Source organism: Pseudoalteromonas sp. MM1, assembly GCF_030296835.1.
Lineage (GTDB): Bacteria > Pseudomonadota > Gammaproteobacteria > Enterobacterales > Alteromonadaceae > Pseudoalteromonas.
Map to the genome: position 1 here is coordinate 2,469,838 of NZ_AP027922.1, position 21,451 is coordinate 2,491,288.

18 protein-coding genes are annotated in these 21,451 nt (G+C 42.1%); 6 read left to right on the top strand and 12 right to left on the bottom strand.

Annotated elements, in window-relative coordinates:
• The first annotated feature begins 44 nt into the window (after nucleotides 1–44).
• A complete protein-coding gene (locus QUE46_RS11265; RefSeq protein ID WP_286244847.1) occupies nucleotides 45–941 on the top strand; it encodes a GGDEF domain-containing protein in 897 nt (298 codons plus the stop codon).
• A 53-nt stretch (nucleotides 942–994) separates the two neighbouring features.
• Here the strand turns inward: QUE46_RS11265 and QUE46_RS11270 are convergent, their stop codons facing one another.
• The 6 genes from QUE46_RS11270 to lpxB form a co-directional block, all read right to left on the bottom strand.
• A complete protein-coding gene (locus tag QUE46_RS11270; protein ID WP_286244848.1) occupies nucleotides 995–1,333 on the bottom strand; it encodes a hypothetical protein in 339 nt (112 codons plus the stop codon).
• Nucleotides 1,334–2,638, bottom strand: coding sequence for a tRNA lysidine(34) synthetase TilS (tilS, locus tag QUE46_RS11275; RefSeq protein WP_286244849.1), 1,305 nt, complete (start codon nucleotides 2,636–2,638; stop codon nucleotides 1,334–1,336).
• Between the two features lie 91 nt (nucleotides 2,639–2,729).
• Complete coding sequence (gene accA, locus QUE46_RS11280) at nucleotides 2,730–3,686, bottom strand: acetyl-CoA carboxylase carboxyl transferase subunit alpha (RefSeq protein ID WP_286244850.1); 957 nt, start codon at nucleotides 3,684–3,686, stop codon at nucleotides 2,730–2,732.
• Nucleotides 3,687–3,702: 16 nt separating this feature from the next.
• Nucleotides 3,703–7,194, bottom strand: coding sequence for a DNA polymerase III subunit alpha (dnaE, locus tag QUE46_RS11285; protein WP_286244851.1), 3,492 nt, complete (start codon nucleotides 7,192–7,194; stop codon nucleotides 3,703–3,705).
• A 3-nt stretch (nucleotides 7,195–7,197) separates the two neighbouring features.
• Nucleotides 7,198–7,800 carry a ribonuclease HII gene (gene rnhB, locus QUE46_RS11290; RefSeq protein WP_286244852.1) on the bottom strand — a complete coding sequence of 201 codons (603 nt, stop codon included), beginning with the start codon at nucleotides 7,798–7,800 and terminating at the stop codon, nucleotides 7,198–7,200.
• Entirely contained in the window at nucleotides 7,790–8,947 is a 1,158-nt protein-coding gene (gene lpxB, locus QUE46_RS11295) for a lipid-A-disaccharide synthase (protein WP_286244853.1), read from the bottom strand. The genes rnhB and lpxB overlap by 11 nt, the downstream gene beginning before the upstream one ends.
• A gap of 290 nt (nucleotides 8,948–9,237) precedes the next feature.
• Here lpxB and QUE46_RS11300 point away from each other — a divergent pair, with 290 nt between their 5' ends.
• The 5 genes from QUE46_RS11300 to cydC are packed head-to-tail and all read left to right on the top strand — an operon-like array spanning nucleotide 9,238 to nucleotide 15,631.
• Nucleotides 9,238–10,821 carry a cytochrome ubiquinol oxidase subunit I gene (locus tag QUE46_RS11300; RefSeq protein WP_286244854.1) on the top strand — a complete coding sequence of 528 codons (1,584 nt, stop codon included), beginning with the start codon at nucleotides 9,238–9,240 and terminating at the stop codon, nucleotides 10,819–10,821.
• Entirely contained in the window at nucleotides 10,818–11,957 is a 1,140-nt protein-coding gene (cydB, locus tag QUE46_RS11305; protein WP_286244855.1) for a cytochrome d ubiquinol oxidase subunit II, read from the top strand. Before QUE46_RS11300 ends, cydB begins: the two co-directional genes overlap by 4 nt.
• A gap of 12 nt (nucleotides 11,958–11,969) precedes the next feature.
• Nucleotides 11,970–12,134 carry a cytochrome bd-I oxidase subunit CydX gene (gene cydX / locus QUE46_RS11310; RefSeq protein WP_004586934.1) on the top strand — a complete coding sequence of 55 codons (165 nt, stop codon included), beginning with the start codon at nucleotides 11,970–11,972 and terminating at the stop codon, nucleotides 12,132–12,134.
• Nucleotides 12,124–13,896 (top strand): thiol reductant ABC exporter subunit CydD, encoded by a 1,773-nt coding sequence (cydD, locus tag QUE46_RS11315; protein ID WP_286244856.1) that lies wholly within the window; start codon nucleotides 12,124–12,126, stop codon nucleotides 13,894–13,896. The genes cydX and cydD overlap by 11 nt, the downstream gene beginning before the upstream one ends.
• A complete protein-coding gene (gene cydC / locus QUE46_RS11320) occupies nucleotides 13,889–15,631 on the top strand; it encodes a thiol reductant ABC exporter subunit CydC (protein ID WP_286244857.1) in 1,743 nt (580 codons plus the stop codon). The genes cydD and cydC overlap by 8 nt, the downstream gene beginning before the upstream one ends.
• On the opposite strand, the gene QUE46_RS11325 is transcribed toward cydC, so the two are convergent.
• From QUE46_RS11325 to bamA, 6 genes are all read right to left on the bottom strand, one after another.
• On the bottom strand, nucleotides 15,614–16,006 hold the full coding sequence (locus tag QUE46_RS11325) for a septal ring lytic transglycosylase RlpA family protein (protein ID WP_286244858.1): 393 nt from the start codon (nucleotides 16,004–16,006) through the stop codon (nucleotides 15,614–15,616). The two genes, cydC and QUE46_RS11325, sit on opposite strands and share 18 nt — an antisense overlap.
• 136 nt (nucleotides 16,007–16,142) lie before the next feature.
• The gene (gene lpxA, locus QUE46_RS11330) at nucleotides 16,143–16,913 is read right to left on the bottom strand and encodes an acyl-ACP--UDP-N-acetylglucosamine O-acyltransferase (protein ID WP_029773689.1); all 771 of its coding nucleotides are present in this window, start codon (nucleotides 16,911–16,913) and stop codon (nucleotides 16,143–16,145) included.
• Between the two features lie 2 nt (nucleotides 16,914–16,915).
• Nucleotides 16,916–17,368 (bottom strand): 3-hydroxyacyl-ACP dehydratase FabZ, encoded by a 453-nt coding sequence (gene fabZ / locus QUE46_RS11335; protein ID WP_055018255.1) that lies wholly within the window; start codon nucleotides 17,366–17,368, stop codon nucleotides 16,916–16,918.
• Nucleotides 17,369–17,395: 27 nt separating this feature from the next.
• Entirely contained in the window at nucleotides 17,396–18,418 is a 1,023-nt protein-coding gene (gene lpxD, locus QUE46_RS11340) for a UDP-3-O-(3-hydroxymyristoyl)glucosamine N-acyltransferase (protein ID WP_286244859.1), read from the bottom strand.
• A gap of 7 nt (nucleotides 18,419–18,425) precedes the next feature.
• Nucleotides 18,426–18,944: an OmpH family outer membrane protein gene (locus QUE46_RS11345; RefSeq protein ID WP_004586927.1), complete on the bottom strand. Its 519-nt coding sequence runs from the start codon at nucleotides 18,942–18,944 to the stop codon at nucleotides 18,426–18,428.
• Between the two features lie 11 nt (nucleotides 18,945–18,955).
• Nucleotides 18,956–21,427: an outer membrane protein assembly factor BamA gene (gene bamA, locus QUE46_RS11350; protein WP_286244860.1), complete on the bottom strand. Its 2,472-nt coding sequence runs from the start codon at nucleotides 21,425–21,427 to the stop codon at nucleotides 18,956–18,958.
• Nucleotides 21,428–21,451 lie beyond the last annotated feature (24 nt).

A 21,451-nucleotide genomic window follows, 5' to 3' on the forward strand; every position in this document is an offset into this window, starting at 1 on the left:
AATAGCTTAGTTATTGCAAAGAAACACCCTGGGGGAAGATTTTAATGGAAAATGTCCATATTTTGACACAACGCGTATCTGGACGCGGCGATTTTTTGCCGTTTTCAGCTGAGCAAACACATACAAACGAAACAGCGGCAACGCACGACTTAATTACCGAGCTACAAACAAGCCTAGTAATAGAAGATGTATTGGCTATTTATGCAAAATTTGCCAAACAACTACTTAACTTTTCGGGCTTGCAGTTTCAATCAACGCTCGGTACTGCACAAACCTCAGATAGCAACACGAATGCTAGCCCATATTCTTACGATTTAGCTATTGGCCGCGAGCATTTAGGACAGCTAATTTACTTTAGCCAATACCCTATTAGTAAAGCGATTGAAAACAAATTACGTGCCCTGCATAGCGCCCTTGCGTACCCATTGCGTAACGCAATGATGTACAGCCGAGTGTTAAAACTTGCCACAAAAGATGCGCTAACCGGATTAAATAACCGGAGTCAATTTAATGACATTTTATCGCAAAAGCTCGAAAACTGCCGTCGTTACCAGCGCCCTTTTAGTTTAATGCTGCTTGATTTAGATAACTTTAAGCAAGTAAACGACAACTATGGCCACAAAGTAGGTGACGATGTGTTAAAAGAGTTTTCGCAGGTACTTTGCAGTAGTATACGCGGTACCGACTCTGTGTTTAGATTCGGTGGCGATGAGTTTTCTTTGATTATTGAAGACCCCGAATTTACTACAAACAAAGTGGTTGCTGAACGCATTATGCACTTAGTGAGAAATTCAAGCCTAATGGCTAAATACAAAGTAACCACCAGCATTGGCTTTACCCTAGCCAATAGCCAAGATTGCGAAACAGAAATATTTGCTAGAGCCGATAAAGGCCTATACAAGGCAAAAGCTTCTGGGCGCAACTGCGCGAAAGCCTATTAGTATTTATATAACTGTATTTTTAAAAAAGCCTAGCTTCCCCCGCTAGGCTTTTTTTATTTATTAGCCCGTAATTTATAAACAAATAAGGCGGCACAAAAGCCAAAAAAGAAACCGCTCACTAAATTAAGCAATGCTGTTATGGTTGCAAGCGGGGTAAGTAGCACTAAAACTAATGGCAGGCTTACACCTAAAATAAAAAACAGCCCGCCTTTTCCTAACCAGTAGGCAAGCAGTAATGCCGCCGATATCACCCCGCCCACAACAGCATAACCTAATGTAATAATATTTAGCTCTAGCAATACATTGGCTATAACAGCAACTAACACTGTTATTACCATGCCTATAGGTGCTTTATTAACTAACGATAAGCCCACATGCGGCTGCTTACTCATTTATTTACACTCCCAAAAAATACCGTTATTGTATTGGTGTTTTTCACTTATAAAATATCCCACTACTTGAACAAGCTCGTCATTATAAAATATTAAAGGCACACGCCCTCTTAGCCATGGGGCTACTTTTGCGTCTTTAAACCAATGTTTAAGCGTGTTACTACCTGGCTTATTTAATGGCTTTATACGCGCACTATTACAATTAAAGCGCACCGTTACTTGTTCATTAGCTAATGGGGCTCGTAGGCCTTTACCTTGCTGCTTTATTAATACGCGCCCATCATTAAGTGCAAGCTCATTGCTTGTTAGCGCTTCATCGGCTAATGGCGTTTGTGGTGTAACAAAATACAAATACCCTTGATGACGACGTATTTGCCCCTCACTTAAATCAACTTGCATTTGCGCATCAGCCTGAGCATTTATGGCTTGATTAATTATTTGCAAAAGCTGCTTTTGAGAGGGCATTACTTGGGTAAATAAGCTTAGCCAAGCACGCACTACATTAGTTATACGCACATCACTGTAAGCGGTTACTTGGCTAACACTAAGTGCTTGGTGGGTGTTTATACTTTGTTTTAAGTCAAACTCAGTGTATTCATCTAGTAGCGCTTGTTGTTGTTGTAGTAACTCAATGCTGCGCCCTGCACAGTGCTCAAACCCTCTAAAACGCTTTGCAAGTAAAGGCACTACACGTGCGCGTAAAAAGTTACGATCAAAACGCTCATCGGCATTTGAGTCATCTGTAATGTGTGAAATATTAAACTGTTCGGCAAAGTGCTCTATATCACTGCGCGTTATGTTTAAAAGCGGCCTGTAGCATATTCGCCCGCTTGGTAATTCACGCATTTTTTGCATTGCGCCTAACCCTTTTAAGCCAGAGCCGCGCTTTAATCGCAGTAAAAATGTTTCTATTTGATCGTTTAAATGCTGCCCCAGCAAAATAACACTGCCCACGGGGCTCAGCTCATCAAGTGCTTTGTAACGTGCCTCTCGTGCTTGCGCTTCTAGACTTGTTCGTGTTTGTGGGTTTATTGTTACCTGCGCGGCATTAAACGGTACATTTAGCTCAGTACATACGTTTTGGCAAAAGCGCTGCCAGTCATTAGCGTATTGGCTTAAACCATGATTAACATAAATCGCGTTTACGTTTAACGTTGGTATTTCTTGCTTTAGTAAATGCATTACATGAAGCAACACCACCGAATCCACGCCACCCGAAAGCGCCACCGTAAAGTTATATTGCTGGTGCTTAAAAAAATGCTCTAGGGTGTGTTTAACGTGCTGAAAAATTGGTGAAGCTTGCATGGATTCGCTATAAATTTAATGTTTGCAGTATTTTAAAACAAAAAAGCCGCATAAGCGGCCTTTTTTAACAATAAATGCGATGGTTAGCTAATTAGCAGTAACCAAACGACATTAAGCGTTTGTAGCGTTGATCTAGCATGTCTTCAAGCGAAAGCGCTTGTAAGTCTGCAAGGTCGCGCTTTAAGCGTGTTTTTAAGTTACGTGCCATAGCATCGTAATTGCGGTGTGCACCGCCTAAAGGCTCTTCAACTAAGTTATTAATTAAATCAAGCTCTTTAACACGCTCAGCTGTTACACCCATTGCCTCTGCCGCAAGGGGTGCTTTGTCAGCGCTTTTCCATAAAATAGAGGCACAGCCTTCTGGTGAAATTACTGAGTACGTGCTGTATTGCAACATGTTAACTCTATCGCCAACACCAATGGCTAATGCACCACCTGAGCCGCCTTCGCCAATAACCGTACAAATGGTTGGTACTTTAAGTGCAGCCATTACTTTTAGGTTACGTGCAATTGCCTCAGACTGACCGCGCTCTTCAGCACCAACACCTGGGTATGCCCCTGGCGTGTCGATAAAGGTCATAATTGGCATTTTAAAACGCTCAGCCATTTCCATTAAACGTAAGGCCTTGCGGTAGCCTTCTGGCTTTGGCATACCAAAGTTACGTTTAATTTTTTCAGCTGTATCGCGCCCTTTTTGCTGGCCAATAACCATGACTGGCTCGCCATCTAAACGCGCAACACCGCCTAAAATAGCCGGATCGTTTGCAAAAGTACGATCGCCTGCTAACTCGTCAAATTCCGTGAAAATGCGCTCGATATAATCTCGAGTGTAAGGACGCAACGGATGACGCGCTAACTGCGATACTTGCCAAGCGCCTAAATTTGAGAAAATTTCCTCTTTTTGCTTAGCGCTTTTTTCTTTTAATTTGCTGACTTCCTCTTCTAACTCAAGGTCTAATTCGCCAGCGCGGCTTATGCTTTGTAATTCTTCAATTTTTGCTTCTAATTCTGCAATCGGAAGCTCAAAATCAAGATAATTGAGGCTCATGCTCTAAACTACCTAATCAGTTAAATTCTAGTTCTACATCTTGTGCCGCCATAAGTGATAACTTATGAATTAAGTCGTCGCTCGGCGTAACACACCATTCGATCCCTAGGGTTAATTGAGCCAACGCATCGGGGCGCTGGTAATAAACCTTGATCGGACACGTTCCCATTTTATAAGGTTCGAGTACTTTTTGTAATTTATCGAAGAAACCTGCCTCGATTTGCACCATGTTCAGCGTCATTTTAATCGCTTTAAGGCGTTTTTCACGCGCTTGAGCAATGGTGTTTATTTCTCTGGCGGTCATTGTAATGCCACCGGAGAAGTTATCAAAGCTGACCTGTCCAGATATTACCAAGATATTGTTTACTTGAAGCATTTCTTGGTACATTTCGAACTGTTCTGGAAACAAGCGTACATCAATACGGGCGCTCTTGTCATCTAAAGTTATTAAGCCCCAACGATTTCCTTTTTTATTAATTAAGGTTCGCGCAGAAATAACTAACCCAGCCGCCGTAGAGAGTACATCACGATTTGTTGGCTGTAAATCCACCAACTTACCGCTGGTGTAATGTCTAAGCTCGCGCCGATATTGATTGATCGGATGCCCTGTTAAATAAAGGCCTAGGGTGTCTTTTTCGCCATCAAGCCATTGGTTATCGGTAAGCGGTGTTGCTTTAATAAATGCTTGTTCAACTTCATCAGGCTCGGTGGCCAGTAAACCAAATAAATCGCTTTGCCCAAGCTGCTCAGCCTTATTGTGCTGATCGGCTGCGCGCATGGCATCTTTTAAACTTGCCAGTAAAGTTGCACGCCCTGCTTGGGTTTTTTCTGGCCCTAGTTGGTCAAGCGCACCGGCGTAAATTAATTTTTCGGTCACGCGTTTATTTAAGCGTTTTAAATCTACACGAGCACAAAAATCAAATAAATCTTTAAATGGGCCGCCTTTTGCGCGCGCTTCTAAAATGGCCTCTACCGGCGCTTCACCTACGCCTTTAATTGCACCGATGCCGTAAACAATTTCACCTTTTAGGTTTACCGTAAACTTAAACTCACCGGCGTTTACATCTGGCGGTAATAAGGTGAGCTTCATGTTTTCACATTCATCCACCAAGATCACTATTTTATCGGTGTTATCCATATCGGCCGACATTACCGCGGCCATAAATTCTGCCGGATGGTGCGTTTTCATCCAAAGCGTTTGGTACGATACCAGTGCATACGCTGCCGAGTGAGATTTATTAAAACCATAACCGGCGAATTTTTCTACCAGGTCGAAAATTTTAATCGCTAGTTCGCCGTCTATACCATTATTACGTGCACCTTCTTCAAAGGTTGAACGCTGCTTAGCCATTTCTTCGGGTTTTTTCTTACCCATTGCACGACGAAGCATGTCGGCGCCACCCAGCGTATAACCGGCGAGTACTTGGGCAATTTGCATTACTTGTTCTTGGTACAAAATAATGCCGTAAGTAGGCTCAAGTATGGGCTTTAAGCTTTCGTGTTGATATTGGGCATCGGGGTAAGAAATTTCTTCTCGGCCAAGCTTACGGTCGATGAAGTTATCTACCATGCCTGATTGCAGCGGGCCCGGGCGGAACAAGGCTACAAGTGCAATCATATCTTCAAAGCAATCGGGCTTTAATCGGCGTACGAGGTCTTTCATGCCACGCGATTCTAGCTGGAATACCGCGGTTGTTTCGGCGCGCAGCAATAGCTCTATACTTTTTTTGTCATCCAGTGGAATGGTGTTTATATCAACGGGGTCTTTACCTTCGCGCTTCATTCGCTCGTTGGTCATATCTACCGCCCACTGCAAAATGGTCAGTGTACGTAAGCCCAAGAAATCGAACTTTACCAGCCCTGCTGTTTCTACGTCGTTTTTATCAAACTGGGTAACCGGAAACTTACCTTCGTCATCACAATAAAGTGCAGCAAAGTCGGTAATAGTAGTCGGCGATATTACAACACCACCGGCGTGTTTACCGGCATTACGCGTACACCCTTCAAGGATGCGACACATGTCGATTAAATCTTTTACTTCTGAGTCGCCATCGTAGGCTTCTTGTAAACGCGGCTCTACCTCAAACGCTTTGGCAAGCGTCATCCCCGGATCCCCTGGGATCAATTTAGAGATACGATCAACAAACCCATAAGGATGGCCTAGTACACGGCCTACATCACGAATTACCGCTTTTGCCGCCATAGTACCAAAGGTAATAATTTGTGATACCGCGTCCCGCCCATACAATGCCGATACGTGGTCAATTACCTCATCGCGCCTGTCCATACAAAAGTCGACATCGAAATCGGGCATTGATACACGTTCTGGGTTTAGAAATCGCTCAAAGAGTAAGTCAAATTCCAGCGGATCTAAGTCGGTTATTTTAAGCGCGTAAGCCACTAATGAACCCGCACCCGAACCACGTCCTGGCCCTACTGGAATATTGTTATCTTTACTCCACTGAATAAACTCCATTACGATTAAGAAGTAGCCAGGGAAACCCATTTGGTTAATTACATCTAGCTCTACTTTTAAGCGATCGTCGTATTCGCCCCGTTTTTCTTGTCGCTCTTGTTCATCGGGGAATAAAAATTGTAGTCGCTCTTCAAGGCCGTCTTGTGAAACCTTAACCAAAAAGTCTTCAATTTTTAACGAGCCTGTGGGGTAATCAGGCAAAAAGTATGTGCCTAGTTGAACTGTTACATTACAGCGTTTGGCTATTTCTACCGTATTTTGCAGTGCTTCAGGAATGTCGCTAAATAGCTCCGCCATTTGCTCAGGCGTTTTTAGGTATTGCTCTTGTGAAAATCGCTTAGGGCGGCGTTTATCATCAAGGGTATAGCCATCAAAAATAGCCACGCGAATTTCATGTGCTTCAAAGTTTTCGGGCTTTAAAAAAACCACTTCGTTGGTGGCAACAACCGGCAGCTGCTCTTTATGTGCCAGCTCTACCGCCATATGCAGGTAGTCTTCTTCTAGTGGGCGGTTGGTACGAACGAGCTCTAAATAGTAATGATCGCTAAAATGCTGCTTATAAAAGCTCACTACAGATTCAATAACGCCTGGGTTATTTTTTAATAAGGCTTTACCTAAGTCACCATCTTTAGCACCTGAGAGAATAATAAGCCCTTCTCTGTGCTTTACCAGCCATTCTCGGTCAATCACGGGGCGATGAAATATATGCCCACGCTGATACGCTTGTGAGATCAATAAGGTGATATTTTTATAACCGTCGTTGTCTTTAGCTAGCAACGTAATGCGGCAAGGCTCGTCTGGAAATTCTGGACTGCGTAGCCAAAAATCAGCACCAACAATCGGTTTAATCCCTGCACTGTGCGTGGCACCATAAAACCGTACTAAACCACAAAAGTTCATTTGATCGGTAATTGCCAGCGCTGGCATTTCAAGCTCTTGCGCTTTAGCAACAATTGGCTTGGTTTTGGCTAGGCCGTCGACCATTGAAAAGTCTGAGTGAACCCGTAAATGTACAAAATTTGGAGCGGCCATTATTTATGCCTCACCCTTTGCTTGCATTAGCACACGTTGTACCGGCTTAAAGCTTTTACGGTGCTCATCAATTGCGCCGTATTGTTCAAGCGCTGCAAAATGCGCTTTAGTTGGATACCCTTTATGCCCTGCAAACCCGTATTGTGGGTAGCGTGTATCAAGCTCAAGCATTTCGTCATCACGCGCTACTTTAGCTAAAATAGAGGCTGCTGAAATTTCGGCTACTAAGCTGTCGCCTTTAACGACCGCTTGAGCAGGCATTGCTAATTTAGGTAAGCGGTTACCATCTACAAATACAAACTCTGGTTGTGTGCTTAGCCCTTCAATTGCGCGCGTCATCGCAAGCATAGTTGCGTGTAAAATATTTAACTCGTCAATTTCAGTTGGGCTACAACGACCAATGGCGTAGCACAGGGCTTTTTGTTTTATTTCTATAGCCAGTGCTTGGCGTTTTTTGTCGGTAAGCTTTTTAGAGTCGGCTAAACCTGCAATCGGGTTAGCTGGGTCAAGTATTACTGCAGCGGTAACAACATCACCGACAAGCGGGCCACGCCCGACTTCATCTACTCCGGCAATTAAGGTTACGTTGGGTCGTTCAATTTGCATTTATTAACTCCGCCACAGCCTTGGCTGCTTGTTTGCTGGCATCTAGTCTAATTTTTTCGTGGATAGCTAAAAAACGTGCTTTTAGTTCTTTATTATCAGTATTTAGCATAGGTGTTAGTGCGCTTGTTAAATTAGCCACGTTGCATTCACTTTGTAAAAACTCCGGCACTAGCTCTTCATCGGCTAATAAGTTTGGCAGCGAAAAATATTTAATATTAAAAGTAAACAAGGTTTTAAAAATCCAATAGCTCATTGGCTTAATTTTATAACCCACAACCATAGGCTTTTTATATAACATGCCTTCGAGCGTCGCCGTGCCTGATGCTAGTAAAATGGCATCAGCCGCTTGCATGGCTAATTTTGACTGACCATCGAGTAGGTTTACAGTTAAGTTTGGCGCTGTGGCATTTAAAATATCACTAAATTGCGCTCTGCGTTTTTCGTTTACGAGTGGCACCACTATTTTAAGGTCTGGGTTTTGCGCTTGTAACTGCGCTGCTGTTTTTATGTAGGTTTCGCTTAGTAAGCCCACTTCAGAGCCGCGGCTCCCTGGCAGTAATGCCAGTACTTTATCATCAAGGCTTAGTCCTAGCTCTGCACGAGCTTGGCTATCGTCGTGCTCAAGGGCTATATCGTCAGCTAAGGTGTGCCCTACAAACGTACAAGGTACTTGGTGCTTATCGTAAAATTCTTTTTCAAAAGGTAGCAAAGCAAGCACTAAGTTTGTGGCAGCACTTATTGTATGAATACGCTTTTCACGCCATGCCCACACTGATGGGCTTACGTATTGTATGGTTTTAATGCCGGCATCTTTTAATGGTTTTTCTACGCGTAGGTTAAAATCGGGCGCATCTATACCTATAAATACATCAGGGGGGTTATCAACAAAATGTTGTACTAGCTGTTTGCGTATTTTAAGTAAACGCGGTAAACGCCCTAATACTTCAACCAGCCCCATTACCGATAGCTCGTCCATGTCGTAAAGCGTTTTACAGCCTTGCGCCTGCATTTTTGGCCCCGCAATGCCTTCAAAAATAGCATCTGGAAAGTGCGTTTTAAGTGCTTTAATTAAGCCTTCGCCTAAAATATCGCCCGACAGCTCACCGGCCACAATACCAATTCGTAGTTGTTTTTTCTCTTTATTCATTCGACTTTATTTATCAGGCGTTCATAGCGGTTAGTTTACCGTGTTTTAGTGTTTGATTAAACGCTTTAAATCGATGGTTTTTGTAACCAAAGTAGACACAAATGATTGTATGTTTTTAATACTGATGTAGCATGGTGAATATATATTAACTTTTTCTAATATGTTTGTTGACAAAAATTGTGCAAACGTAAATAATATTCCAAACTTTCAGTAATTACTGAAAGTTCATTAATTTTAACGTTGCCAATTATTGATTGCCTTGTTAACCCGTCACCCTCAAGGAGCCAAAAATGATAGATGAAACCTTTGTGGATCTATCGCGATTGCAGTTTGCTGTTACCGCACTCTTCCATTTCTTATTCGTGCCTTTAACCATAGGTATGACCTGGATTTTAGTTATTATGGAATCGGTTTATGTGATGACCGGTCGCGAAATTTATCGTGATATGACTAAGTTTTGGGGAAAACTGTTTGGTATTAACTTTGCCATTGGGGTGGCAACGGGCCTCACCATGGAGTTTGAGTTTGGTACTAACTGGTCTTATTACTCGCATTACGTGGGTGACGTGTTTGGTGCGCCGCTGGCTATTGAAGGTTTAATGGCGTTCTTTTTAGAGTCAACCTTTGTGGGTATGTTCTTTTTAGGCTGGGATAGGTTAACTAAACGCCAACATTTGGGCGCTACATTTTTAATGGCGCTGGGAACCAATATGTCGGCGCTGTGGATTTTGATTGCTAACGGCTGGATGCAAAACCCAGTGGGAGCAGAGTTTAACTATCAAACTATGCGCATGGAAATGACTAACTTTGCTGAGCTTGTATTTAACCCTGTGGCACAAGTTAAGTTTATTCATACTGTATCGGCAGGTTATGTAGCCGCTTCTATGTTTGTGCTGGGTATTAGTAGTTGGTACATATTAAAAGGCCGAGATTTAGCCTTTGCTAAGCGCTCGTTCTCGGTGGCTTCGGGCTTTGGTTTAGCGTCAATACTGTGTGTTATTTTATTAGGTGACGAATCAGGCTACGAAGTGGGCGAGGTTCAAAAAGTAAAATTGGCCACAATAGAAGCAGAGTGGCACACCGAAGAAGCACCTGCAGCGTTTACCGCATTTGGTTTTCCAGACTCGGATGAGCAAGTTACCCATGCAGCAGTTAAAATTCCCTACGCATTGGGCATTATTGCTACCCGCTCTTTAGATGAGCAAGTTATTGGTATTTCTGATTTAGAGAAAAAACACGAAGTACGTATTCGTAACGGCATGGAAGCGTACGAATATCTCGAAAAACTTAGAAATGGCGATGACAGCGAAGAAAACATCGCTAAGTTTGATGCTCTCAAAGATGATTTAGGCTACGGCTTATTGCTCAAGCGCTATACCCCCAATGTGGTAGATGCCACAGAGGAACACATTCAAATGGCGGTAAAAGACTCCTTCCCTAAAGTGGGGCCTATGTTTTGGTCATTTAGGATTATGGTGGCCTGTGGGGTAGCAATGCTAGCAGTATTTATATTGGCTTTTTATTACAACGCACATCGTATTATTGAGCAAAAACGTTGGTTGCTGTGGGCTGCGGTATTAAGTATTCCGCTACCATGGATTGCCATAGAATTTGGTTGGATCGTTGCCGAATATGGCCGTCAACCTTGGGCAATATCTGAAATATTACCAACTTTTTTAGCGACCTCGTCTCTAACGGTAAATGATATTTTAATTAGCTTAACTGGATTCATTATTTTTTACACTGGCCTTGCCATTGTAGAAGGTTGGTTAATGGTGCGCTTTATTAAACAAGGCCCAAGCTCGTTGCATACCGGTAAGTATCACTTTGAGTTACCAAACAAAGCAGATAAAGACGCAGGAGAGCAATTATGATTTTTGATTATGAAACATTAAAAATGCTGTGGTGGCTGCTCATTGGCGTACTGCTAATAGGCTTTGCAATTACCGATGGCATGGATATGGGCGTAGCTATGCTGCTTCGCCTGGTGGGTAAAACAGACTCAGAGCGCCGCACGGTAATTAACACAATTGGCGCACACTGGGACGGTAACCAAGTATGGTTTATTACCGCAGGCGGCGCTTTATTTGCAGCGTGGCCTATGGTGTATGCTGCAGCATTCTCAGGCTTTTACTTTGCCATGATGCTGGTATTGTTTGCGCTATTTTTTAGACCTTTGGGTTTTGATTATCGCTCAAAAATAGACTCTAAACGCTGGCGTAATAACTGGGACTGGGGCTTGTTTGCAGGCAGTGCCATTCCCGCTTTAGTCTTTGGTGTGGCCTTTGGTAACTTATTTTTAGGTGTACCGTTTAACATTGATAACCTACTGCGTGTAAGTTACCAAGGCTCGTTTTTTGGCTTACTCAACCCATTTGGTCTACTAACAGGTTTAGTTAGTATTGCCATGTTAATTGCTCATGCTGGCATGTGGCTACAACTGCGCACAGCAGATGCCGTTGCACAGCGCTCAGCACAATATGGTCGCTATGCCTTAGTGGTATTTATTGTACTGTTTGCGGCTGCCGGTTTTTGGGTGGCAAACATAGATGGCTACCAAATTGTGTCTATGCCTGATACGCAAAGCCATGCTGATCCGCTGGCAAAAGTAGTCAGCACAGCGCAAGGAGCATGGCTTAATAATTACAGCGAGCGCCCATGGACAATAACCTTCCCTATTTTAGGCTTTGCTATGGCACTCAGTGCTTTGCTGTTCTCTAAACTAAACAAACCAGCGCTTGGGCTTATTTCAACCAGTATAATGTTAATTGGCGTGATTATGACAGCAGGTGTGTCGCTGTTCCCCTTTATTATGCCATCTGTTAATAACCCAGATATTAGCTTAACTATTTGGGATGCGGTATCGAGCCACAGAACCCTTAATATTATGTTTGTTGCTGTTGTTATATTTATTCCGTTAATACTGGCCTACACCACCTGGTGTTACGTAAAAATGTGGCGCAGAGTAACGGTAGACGAAATTGAAAACAACACGCACGGTAGCTACTAAGGAGACTAAATTATGTGGTATTTCGCTTGGATTTTAGGTGTACTTTTAGCCTGTACCTTAGGTGTTATAAATGTGATGTGGTACGAGTTTCATCAAAATAAAAACAGTATTGCTGATGATGAACAACCGATGCACGATTTACTAAACGAAGCTAACAACACAAAAGATGACGACTAATCCCCGACCAAATCGCGCGCAGCAGCAATCTCTACGCGCTTTTTTAAAAAAGCAAAGTAAGCCTGCGGGTGCATGGTTAAAGTTAAGTATTGCACTGGGCACATTCAACGCTATTTTAATGATTGCAGGCGCGTATTTACTGGCACACACTATTCATAATGTCATGTTTGCAGGCGCAAGCCTTAGCCAAGTAACTCACTTACTTTGGCCGCTTGCAGGGATTATTTTACTCAGAGCTCTATTTTTAGCTATTAGCGAAAGGCTCAGTGCTTATGCGGCACTTAAAATAAAGTCGGCTATGCGCCAAACCTTATTAACCAAATTGACTCAACTTGGCCCAAGTTATATTGAACAACACGGTCAAGGCGCTACACTCAACACCTTACACAATGGCGTTGAAGCACTTCACGATTACTACGCTAAATATTTACCCGGTGTTGCCTATAGCGCACTTGTACCGCTGGCAATATTGGTCGTTATATTTCCTACTGATTACAAGGCAGGCTTAATATTTTTATTAACCGCCCCGCTTATCCCATTTTTTATGATTTTGGTTGGCCATAAAGCCGAAGCACTTAATCAACAGCGCTGGAAACAACTTGCCGTACTTGGTAATTACTTTTTTGACCGCGTACAAGGTTTAACACAACTGAAATTGTTTAACGCAACGCAAAAAGAGCTTAAACAAATAGCCAAAATTTCTGATGACTTTAGGCACGCAACACTCAGTGTTTTAAAAATTGCCTTTTTATCATCATTTGCACTGGAGTTTTTAGCTACTATTAGTGTGGCACTAGTGGCGGTAATTATTGGTTTTAGGCTGTTTTTTGGCACGCTTGATTTTGCAACTGGCTTTGTTGTTTTACTACTCGCTCCAGAGTTTTATTTACCACTGCGCCAATTAGGCAGCCATTACCATGCCCGTCTGCAAGGTATTAGTGCCGCAGCCGATATGATCGCGATTTTAAACGCTCCGCTTCCTGAACAATCACAACAAAATGAAGCAAAGTTTGCAAAGCCTATAAATTCAATAAGCATAAACAACTTAAACTTTACTTATCCAAATAGTAATGAAGGCATAAAAAATATAAACCTTACGTTACCTGGTGCAGGGTTAGTTGCTTTAGTGGGCGCAAGTGGCTCAGGTAAAAGTACTTTATTTGATTGTTTATTAGGGTTTCACCCACAGGTGATTGAGCAATTAAGTATTAATAATAAACCACTTGATGCAACAAGCATTAGTACATTACAAAATTCAATAGCATGGATACCTCAAACACCAACGCTATTTTATCAAAGCATTAGCGATAATATAAAAATAGCTAAGCCAGCTGCTACTCAGCTAGAGCTTGAGCAAGCCGCACACCAAGCCGGTGCCTTAGATTTTATAAATTTATTACCCAATGGCTTCGATACCCTTATAGGTGAGCAAGGTGAAGGACTCTCTGGCGGTCAAAAGCAGCGTATAGCCCTTGCACGGGCGTTTTTAAAACAAGCGCCTATTTTAGTGCTTGATGAACCGACAGCCCACCTTGATAGCCAAACTGAGCAGCTTATTCAACAGGCTATAAATAATTACGCTAAAACTCACTTGGTATTGGTTATTGCTCATCGGCTCAATACAGTGAAAAACGCGAATAACATCCTTGTTATGCAAAATGGCGAAATAGCACAGCAAGGTACTTACAGCCAACTTGAGCAGCAACAAGGCGCATTTAAATCACTCCTTAATTCGCAAGCGCAAGGAGCAAACAATGACTAATTTTATTAGGCTATTAACGCTTTGCCGACCACATTATAAAGCCATGCTACTGGGTACTTTTTTAGCAACGCTAACGGTACTTGCTAATGTAGGCTTATTAGCTATATCGGGGTGGTTTTTAGCCTCAATGGCGGCAGCTGGGATTGCCGGTGTACACATGAATTACTTTACCCCAGCAGGAACCATTCGGTTTTTAGCGATTGTACGAACTGCATCGCGCTATGGTGAGCGCTTAGTAACTCATAACGCGACATTTTTACTACTTAGTGAAATACGCGTTAATATGTTTGCCACGCTGAGTAAGCTAAACAATGTAGATTTAGCAATGAGCCGCAGCGCCGATTTAGTTAACCGCCTACAAAATGATGTAGATGCACTTGATAAGTTTTACTTAAACATATTACTGCCAATGCTGGTGGCGCTTTTGAGTGTGCCAATTATTATGGTGTTTATGGCGGCTTATAATGCCAACGTTGCGCTTATTTGTTTTATCGGCATATTATTAATAGGTGTTGTTTTACCAGCCCTATTAAGTGCTAAATTAAATAAAAATAGCCATAAAGAAACACAGCTCAGTGCACAACTTAGATCAGAGCTTTCTGACACCCTAACAGGCCTTAGAGAGCTGAGTATTTATCAGGCACGAGCTGGGCAAATTTCAAAGTGTAATGAACTGAACGAGCAGTATAACCACCAACTTTATAGCCGCCATAAAGCACTCGCAAATAGCGATGGTTTAAGTTTGCTGGTTGTGCAACTAGCTATGCTTGGCGCAATAGTCACTATTGTCCCTTTGGTTTATAGCGGCGCTATGGTAAATATTGAGCTGGCTATGCTAAGCCTATTTGTGTTAGCAAGCTTTGAAAGTGTTTTACTGCTCCCTAACGCATTTATAGAGCTGCCCAATGTACTTAAAGCTGCTGAGCGACTATTTACACTTGAAGATAAAGTCACAGCCCAAGAAGCTAATAGTACTAAGTTAGTTGAGATACAATTTGATAAAAACAATACAAGTTTGTCACTTAATAACATTGCTTATAAATACCAGGAGCACACCGCTTTAACTAATATCAGCTTTACCCTTAAAGCACAGCAAAAAGTGGCAATTGTAGGCAGAAGCGGCAGTGGTAAAAGCACATTGGTTAATTTGCTCACCGGATTATGGCCAGTGCAGCAAGGCAGTATTAGGCTAAGCGATGAAAATAACGCAGAAGATCTTCACTCACTTAGCAGCAACACCCGTTCAAGCGTTATTAATATACTCGCGCAGCAACACCACATTTTTGATGGCAGATTAAGTGAAAACTTACGCTATGCAAAGCCAAGTGCCACAAAAGAAGAAATGCTTGAAGCCATTAACCTTGCACAGCTCAAACCTTGGTTTAATGAGCTACAAGATGGTTTCAAAACCCGTTTAGGCACAGGCGGAAGAAACGTTTCTCAAGGCCAATCAAGGCGCATCGCTATTGCGCAAGCTTTATTACAAAACCCCGCTATTTTAGTTCTTGATGAGCCTACTGAAGGGCTTGATAACCAATCTAAGCAAACGGTAATGAACGCGATTATGCAGGTAATGGGGAACGCAAGCGTACTGACCATTACCCACGACCCTGCTCTTTTAGCGCAAATGGATAATATTATTTGGCTAGACAATGGCAGCCTTGTAGCACAAGGTACTCATAAAGCGCTCAGCGAAAAATATACCGATTATGTTGCCTTAACTACTCGGTTTTAAAACGCTGATTGATACATCTATAACGCCGACTTTAGGGTCGGCAATTTTTTTAAACATACCTAACGACAAATCAATAACCCGCCCTCTAACGTACGGACCTCTATCGTTTATTCTCACGATTACCGATTTGTTATTTGCCAAGTTTGTAACCTTCACTTTTGTACCAAAGGGTAATTTTAAATGCGCAGCAGTGGATGCGTTTTGGCTAAATGTTTCGCCGTTTGCTGTTGTGCGACCATGGTATTTATTAGCGTAATAAGAGGCTTTACCTAACTGAGTACGCTCACCATTAGCAGAGGTAACTATAGGTTGGCTGCTACACGCAGCTAAAATTGATAAAAAACTGAGGGTAAAAATTAACTTAGTAAAAGACATAGATGCGCTTTAATTATAAAAATTCGCGCAAAGGTTAACCTTACGTGGCTGAGTGTGTACTGAATTAAAATATTTTATAGGCAATAAAAAACCACCCGCGATTTCTCTTAGGTGGTTTTTTTAAAAGCAACAGCGCTTATCTTACGATTCCGCGCTCAGAGCTTTTTACAAAATCAATCATAGTTTGTACTGCAGGATACTTAGCGGCATCTTCACTTAGTGAGGCAATTGCTTCATCAACACTTAAGCTCTTACGATAAAACGCTTTATAAGCACGGCGTACAGCCATAATTTCGTCGCTTTCAAAGCCTCGACGCTTCATACCTTCTTTATTGGTCGCTGCAGGGCCTGCAGGCATACCAATAGTGGTTACAAATGGCGGTACGTCTTTATTAACGCCTGAGTACATACCAATAAATGCATGATCACCAATTTTACAGAACTGATGTACACCTGAGTTACCACCTAAAATAACCCAATCGCCTACATGCACGTGGCCTGCAACACTTGCGTTATTAGCAAATATAACGTTATTACCAATTACGGCATCGTGAGCAACGTGGGTATACGCCATAAATAAGTTATTGCTACCAATTTTAGTAACACCCTGGTCTTGAATAGTACCACGGTGAATGGTTGCACACTCACGTATAACGTTGTTATCGCCCATAATAAGCGTGGTTGGTTCGTTGTTATATTTTTTGTCTTGGCAGGCTTCGCCTACTGACGCAAATTGAAAAATGTGGTTGCCAGAGCCAATTGTAGATGGCCCTTTAATAACAACGTGAGACTCAATAATACAGTCATCACCGATCACAACATCATTGCCAATATAGCTATATGGACCAACTGAGACATTGTTGCCTAGTTTAGCGCCAGGTTCGATTATTGCTGTAGAATGGATCACTATTAAAACTCTCTTCTCGCACACATAATTTCGGCACTACATACTACTTTGCCGTCGACTCTTGCTTCAGCGGCAAATTTCCATATATTGCGGCGCTCTTTTAAAAACTCTACATGCAAATGCATTGTATCGCCTGGTACTACAGGCTGCTTAAAACGCGCATTATCTACTGCAGCAAATAAGTAAAGCTCATTATCGCCACGGTTTTCAACTGTTTTAAAGCCTAATAAACCAGTTGCTTGCGCCATTGCCTCTAATATTAGCACACCAGGGAAAATTGGCTGGTTTGGAAAGTGACCAGTAAAAATAGGCTCATTAACTGTTACGTTTTTAATCGCATGTAGTTTTTCGCCTGGTGTAAAATCAATAACACGATCAACTAAAAGCATCGGGTAACGATGGGGTAATAAACTTAAAATTTCTTGAATATCAAGGCTATTTAATTCGTTTGCCAAAATAGCATCCTTATTTGTGTTCAACGTTTATGACTTAGCCAATGCTTCAAGCGCTTTAAGACGAGCTTTCATGTCTGAAAGGTTACGCAAGTGAGCAATTGATTTACGCCATTCTTTATTAGTTGTATGGGGCATACCAGATGAGTAAATACCCGGCTCGGTGATCGATTTTGTCACCATACTCATGCCGGTAATTATAACACCATCACATACTGACATGTGACCATTAATTGCTGTCATCCCGCCAATTTGGCAGTTTTTACCTATGGTTACACTGCCAGCGAGTACAGTACAGCCAGCAATGGCAGTACCCGAGTTAACTTCAACGTTGTGTGCTATTTGACACTGGTTATCAATGATCACATTGCTATGTATAATCGTGTTATCAAGTGCGCCACGGTCAATTGTTGTACTTGCGCCCACTTCAACCTTGTCACCAATAATCACAGAGCCTAGCTGAGGAATTTTCACCCACTGCCCGCGCTCATTTGCATAGCCAAATCCATCACTGCCAACCACAGTATTTGCTTGGAACAAACAATCAGCGCCAATTTCAACATCGTGATAAATAGTCACACTCGGCCAAAGCTTTGTGCCAGAACCTATTTTAACACGTTCGCCGATAAAACTGTTCGGACCAATTTGTGCATTATCGCCAATTACAGCACCAGCTTCTATCACTACATTGGCGCCAATGGCTGCACTAGTACTTACTGCTGCACTTGGGTGAATAGTCGCACTTGCGTGAATACCTTGCTGCGCCGCTTGTGGAGTTGTATCCATAAATTGTGCAAGCTTGGCGTAGCTTACATACGGGTTTCCAACAATAATTTTTGCGCCACTAAAATACGGCGCATCGGCTTCACTAACAATAACTGCACTGGCTTGTGTGGTTTCAAGCTGGGTGCGGTATTTTGAGTTCGCTAAAAATGCAATATGCCCAGAACGGGCATTTGCAAGTGTAGCTATTTTTGTAATTTCTAAAGCGCCATCACCTTGAAGTTCGGCGCCTAGAAGTTCCGCAATATGCGAAAGCGTATAATTTTGCATAGAGTGATTATTTCTTACTAACTGCTGATACAACTTTGCTTGAAAGATCAGTTACTTCTTTAGGGTTAAAGTAAATAGTCGTGTCTTTAACTTTAACTTCATCGAAGTCGCCATCTTTAGCAATTTCTTCAATTGTTTTAATAATTAAACCCTGAACTTTAGCCAGCTCTTGGTTTTGACGTGCTTTAATTTCTTGCTCTAAAGGGCGGCCCTTTTCAGCAAGGTTTTGTTGCATGCCTTGGATTTTATCGCGTAGTGCATCTTTTTGAGCTTGGCTCATTGTAGTGCTTTCACGCTTAAATTTTTCTGCTTCAAAGCGAATATCGCCTTGTAGTTTTTCAAGCTCTTGACGACGCTCAGCAAACTCAGTTTGTAAAGACTGCTCAATTTTAGCCATTTGAGGAATTTGCTTGTAGATCTCTTGCATATCAACAATGCCTACTTTATGGGCAAATGCACTTGCAGAGGTGCCCATCATCAATGTTGCTAACACGGCTACTGCTGTTGATTTAAATAATTTTTTCACAAAAAACTCCTTTAGAAAGTGTTACTAATATTAAAGCTGATGGTCTTTGTATCGTCATCTTCTTCTTTTTGCAATGGATACGCAAAACTAATCAGCATTGGACCCATTGGAGAGATCCATTGTAAAGATAAACCGGTCGATACCCTAAAGCGCATTGGATCAGAGTAATCGTCTAACTTAGCACGCTCATCTGGCGCTAGGTTTTGGAAACGGTCAACGTTAAATTCAGTATCCCATACGTTTGCAGCATCTACAAAGAAACTGGTACGTACAGAGCTGGTGTTTTCTTCATCTAAGAACGGTGTAGGTACAATTAGCTCCATACCTGCAACCGCTTTTGCATTACCACCGATACGCCCTTGTGGTACTAAAATATCAAACTCTTCTGAGCCACCAATACTTCCGGTTGTCGTCCCATCAGCATTTGGTGTACCAGGAATTGATAAAGGAATACGTGATACAGCACGAGGTAATATTGTATTACGGTCAAAGCCACGTAGTTCCATTTCAGTTATACGGAAGTACTCTTGGAACGGCAGTGTTTGCTCATAGCCATTAGTCGACCCATAGCCATTACCGTAACCAAGCGCTGCACGTGTTGAGAACACCCAACGGTGGTCATTAGAAATAGGCCAGTAAAAACGCGAATCATAGTTCAGTTTAAAGTACTGAAGATCTGAATTAGGCGTTGTGGCTGTTAAATTTAATGTTTGGCGCGAACCCGCTGTTGGGAATAAACCACGGTTAACGGTAATACGCGACCAACCAACGCTTAGCTCATATTTAGTAAAGTCAAAGCCAGCATCTGGGTTTTCTTCATCTAAGAAGGTTTCGCGAAGTACACGTGTTTGCTCGTACTCAGCAATTTCTGATAGTTCTTCTTGAATCCAACGTACACCAAAGTTAACACGGTTTACCGCATCAATTGGGAAGCCAATGTTGGTACCAATACCATAACTTGTTGACTTATAATCTACTAAACTAAATTTACTCGCGTCGTAGTTGTTGTAGAAAATACTGCTGCCTTGCGATACGCCATCTGGCGTGAAGTAAGGGTCAGTGTACGACAAGCTAATGCTTTCAGAACCTGTAGAGGTATTTAGGTTTAAGCCAATTTGGTTACCCGTGCCTAAAAAGTTAGACTCGGTAACACCAATATTAAACTGAAGCCCTGCATACGAACCATACGCTAAGCCCGCGTTAAAACTACCTGCCGATTGCTCTTTTACCGTAAAGTCTACATCTACTTGGTCATCAACACCCGGTACTGGTACTACGTTAAAATCAACTGTTTCCATATACGGCAAACGTTGAATTTGCAGCTTTGAGCGCTCAAGGTTTTGATTAGATAACCATGCACCTTCAAGTTGCGTCATTTCACGGCGAAGTACTTCATCAGCGGTATTTTGGTTACCACCAACAATAATACGACGAACGTACACTCGCTTGCCCGGATTTACCGAAAGCGTAAGTTGCACTTCTTGTTTTTCATCATCAATTTCTGGAATTGTGCGTACTTCGGCATTGGCGTAACCAAAGCGCGCTAAGTAGCTTTTGATAAATTCTTCAGATGAGGTCACTACAGAGCCGTTGTAAAGCTCGCCAGCACGAAGTGGAATAACACTTTTAATTAGCTCTTCACGACCAAGTAAATCACCAATAAAGTCAAAACCTTTAACAGTGTACTTAACACCTTCTGTTAAGTTAGCCGTTACATACACTGATTCACGTTCAGGACTTACAGATACTTGCGTTGAGTCAATATTAAAACGTAAGTAGCCACGGTCTAAGTAAAAGCTGCGAATTTTTTCTAAATCGCCTTCAATGGTTTGTTTTTGGTAACGATCGCTACCCATAAACTGCCACCATGGTAAATCTTGTTGCGATTCAGCAAGCTTTAAAAGCTCTTCGTTTGAGAATAATTCGTTACCCACTAAGTTGATTTGACGAATAGAGGCGGCTTCGCCTTCATCAAACTCAAGCTTAAGCTTTACACGGTTACGTGGCAGCTTAGTTACGCTAATATCAACGGTGGCGTTATATTTACCAATACTGTGGAAAAACTCCACCAGGCCTTTTTCGATATTATCGATCACGGTTTTATCAAGCGGTTCGCCTTGGCGAATATCTTGCTGATCGAGTGATTCGTTAAGCTGCTCGTCTTTTATGTCTTTATTGCCTTCAAATTCAATAAAGCTAATAGTAGGACGCTCAGTAACTTTAAAAATAACGTTATTACCATCGCGTAACGCTTTGATGTTGTCAAAGTGACCTGAACGATAAAGTGACTTTATTGTTTTTGAAATCGTATAGTCATCAACATTATCGCCCACATTGATAGGAACATGCGTTAGTGCTGCACCTAGTGCAACACGTTGCAAACCTTCAATTTTTAAATCTTCAACAATAAAGGAGTTTTGGCCCAGGGCTGCAAAACTTGCACCCAATAAACTTGAAACTGCCAAATGTTTTTTTATAGCCATTTTATTATCTTTATCCTTTACAAC

Excerpts from the sequence above, each read along its gene's own strand:
- cydB (WP_286244855.1), top strand. The coding sequence starts at position 10,818 with ATGATTTTTGATTATGAAACATTAAAAATGCTGTGGTGGCTGCTCATT.
- cydX (WP_004586934.1), top strand. The coding sequence starts at position 11,970 with ATGTGGTATTTCGCTTGGATTTTAGGTGTACTTTTAGCCTGTACCTTA.
- QUE46_RS11325 (WP_286244858.1), bottom strand. The coding sequence starts at position 16,006 with ATGTCTTTTACTAAGTTAATTTTTACCCTCAGTTTTTTATCAATTTTA.
- cydD (WP_286244856.1), top strand. The coding sequence starts at position 12,124 with ATGACGACTAATCCCCGACCAAATCGCGCGCAGCAGCAATCTCTACGC.
- QUE46_RS11300 (WP_286244854.1), top strand. The coding sequence starts at position 9,238 with ATGATAGATGAAACCTTTGTGGATCTATCGCGATTGCAGTTTGCTGTT.
- cydC (WP_286244857.1), top strand. The coding sequence starts at position 13,889 with ATGACTAATTTTATTAGGCTATTAACGCTTTGCCGACCACATTATAAA.
- rnhB (WP_286244852.1), bottom strand. The coding sequence starts at position 7,800 with ATGCAAATTGAACGACCCAACGTAACCTTAATTGCCGGAGTAGATGAA.
- tilS (WP_286244849.1), bottom strand. The coding sequence starts at position 2,638 with ATGCAAGCTTCACCAATTTTTCAGCACGTTAAACACACCCTAGAGCAT.
- bamA (WP_286244860.1), bottom strand. The coding sequence starts at position 21,427 with ATGGCTATAAAAAAACATTTGGCAGTTTCAAGTTTATTGGGTGCAAGT.
- QUE46_RS11270 (WP_286244848.1), bottom strand. The coding sequence starts at position 1,333 with ATGAGTAAGCAGCCGCATGTGGGCTTATCGTTAGTTAATAAAGCACCT.
- lpxD (WP_286244859.1), bottom strand. The coding sequence starts at position 18,418 with ATGCAAAATTATACGCTTTCGCATATTGCGGAACTTCTAGGCGCCGAA.
- accA (WP_286244850.1), bottom strand. The coding sequence starts at position 3,686 with ATGAGCCTCAATTATCTTGATTTTGAGCTTCCGATTGCAGAATTAGAA.
- dnaE (WP_286244851.1), bottom strand. The coding sequence starts at position 7,194 with ATGGCCGCTCCAAATTTTGTACATTTACGGGTTCACTCAGACTTTTCA.
- QUE46_RS11265 (WP_286244847.1), top strand. The coding sequence starts at position 45 with ATGGAAAATGTCCATATTTTGACACAACGCGTATCTGGACGCGGCGAT.
- lpxB (WP_286244853.1), bottom strand. The coding sequence starts at position 8,947 with ATGAATAAAGAGAAAAAACAACTACGAATTGGTATTGTGGCCGGTGAG.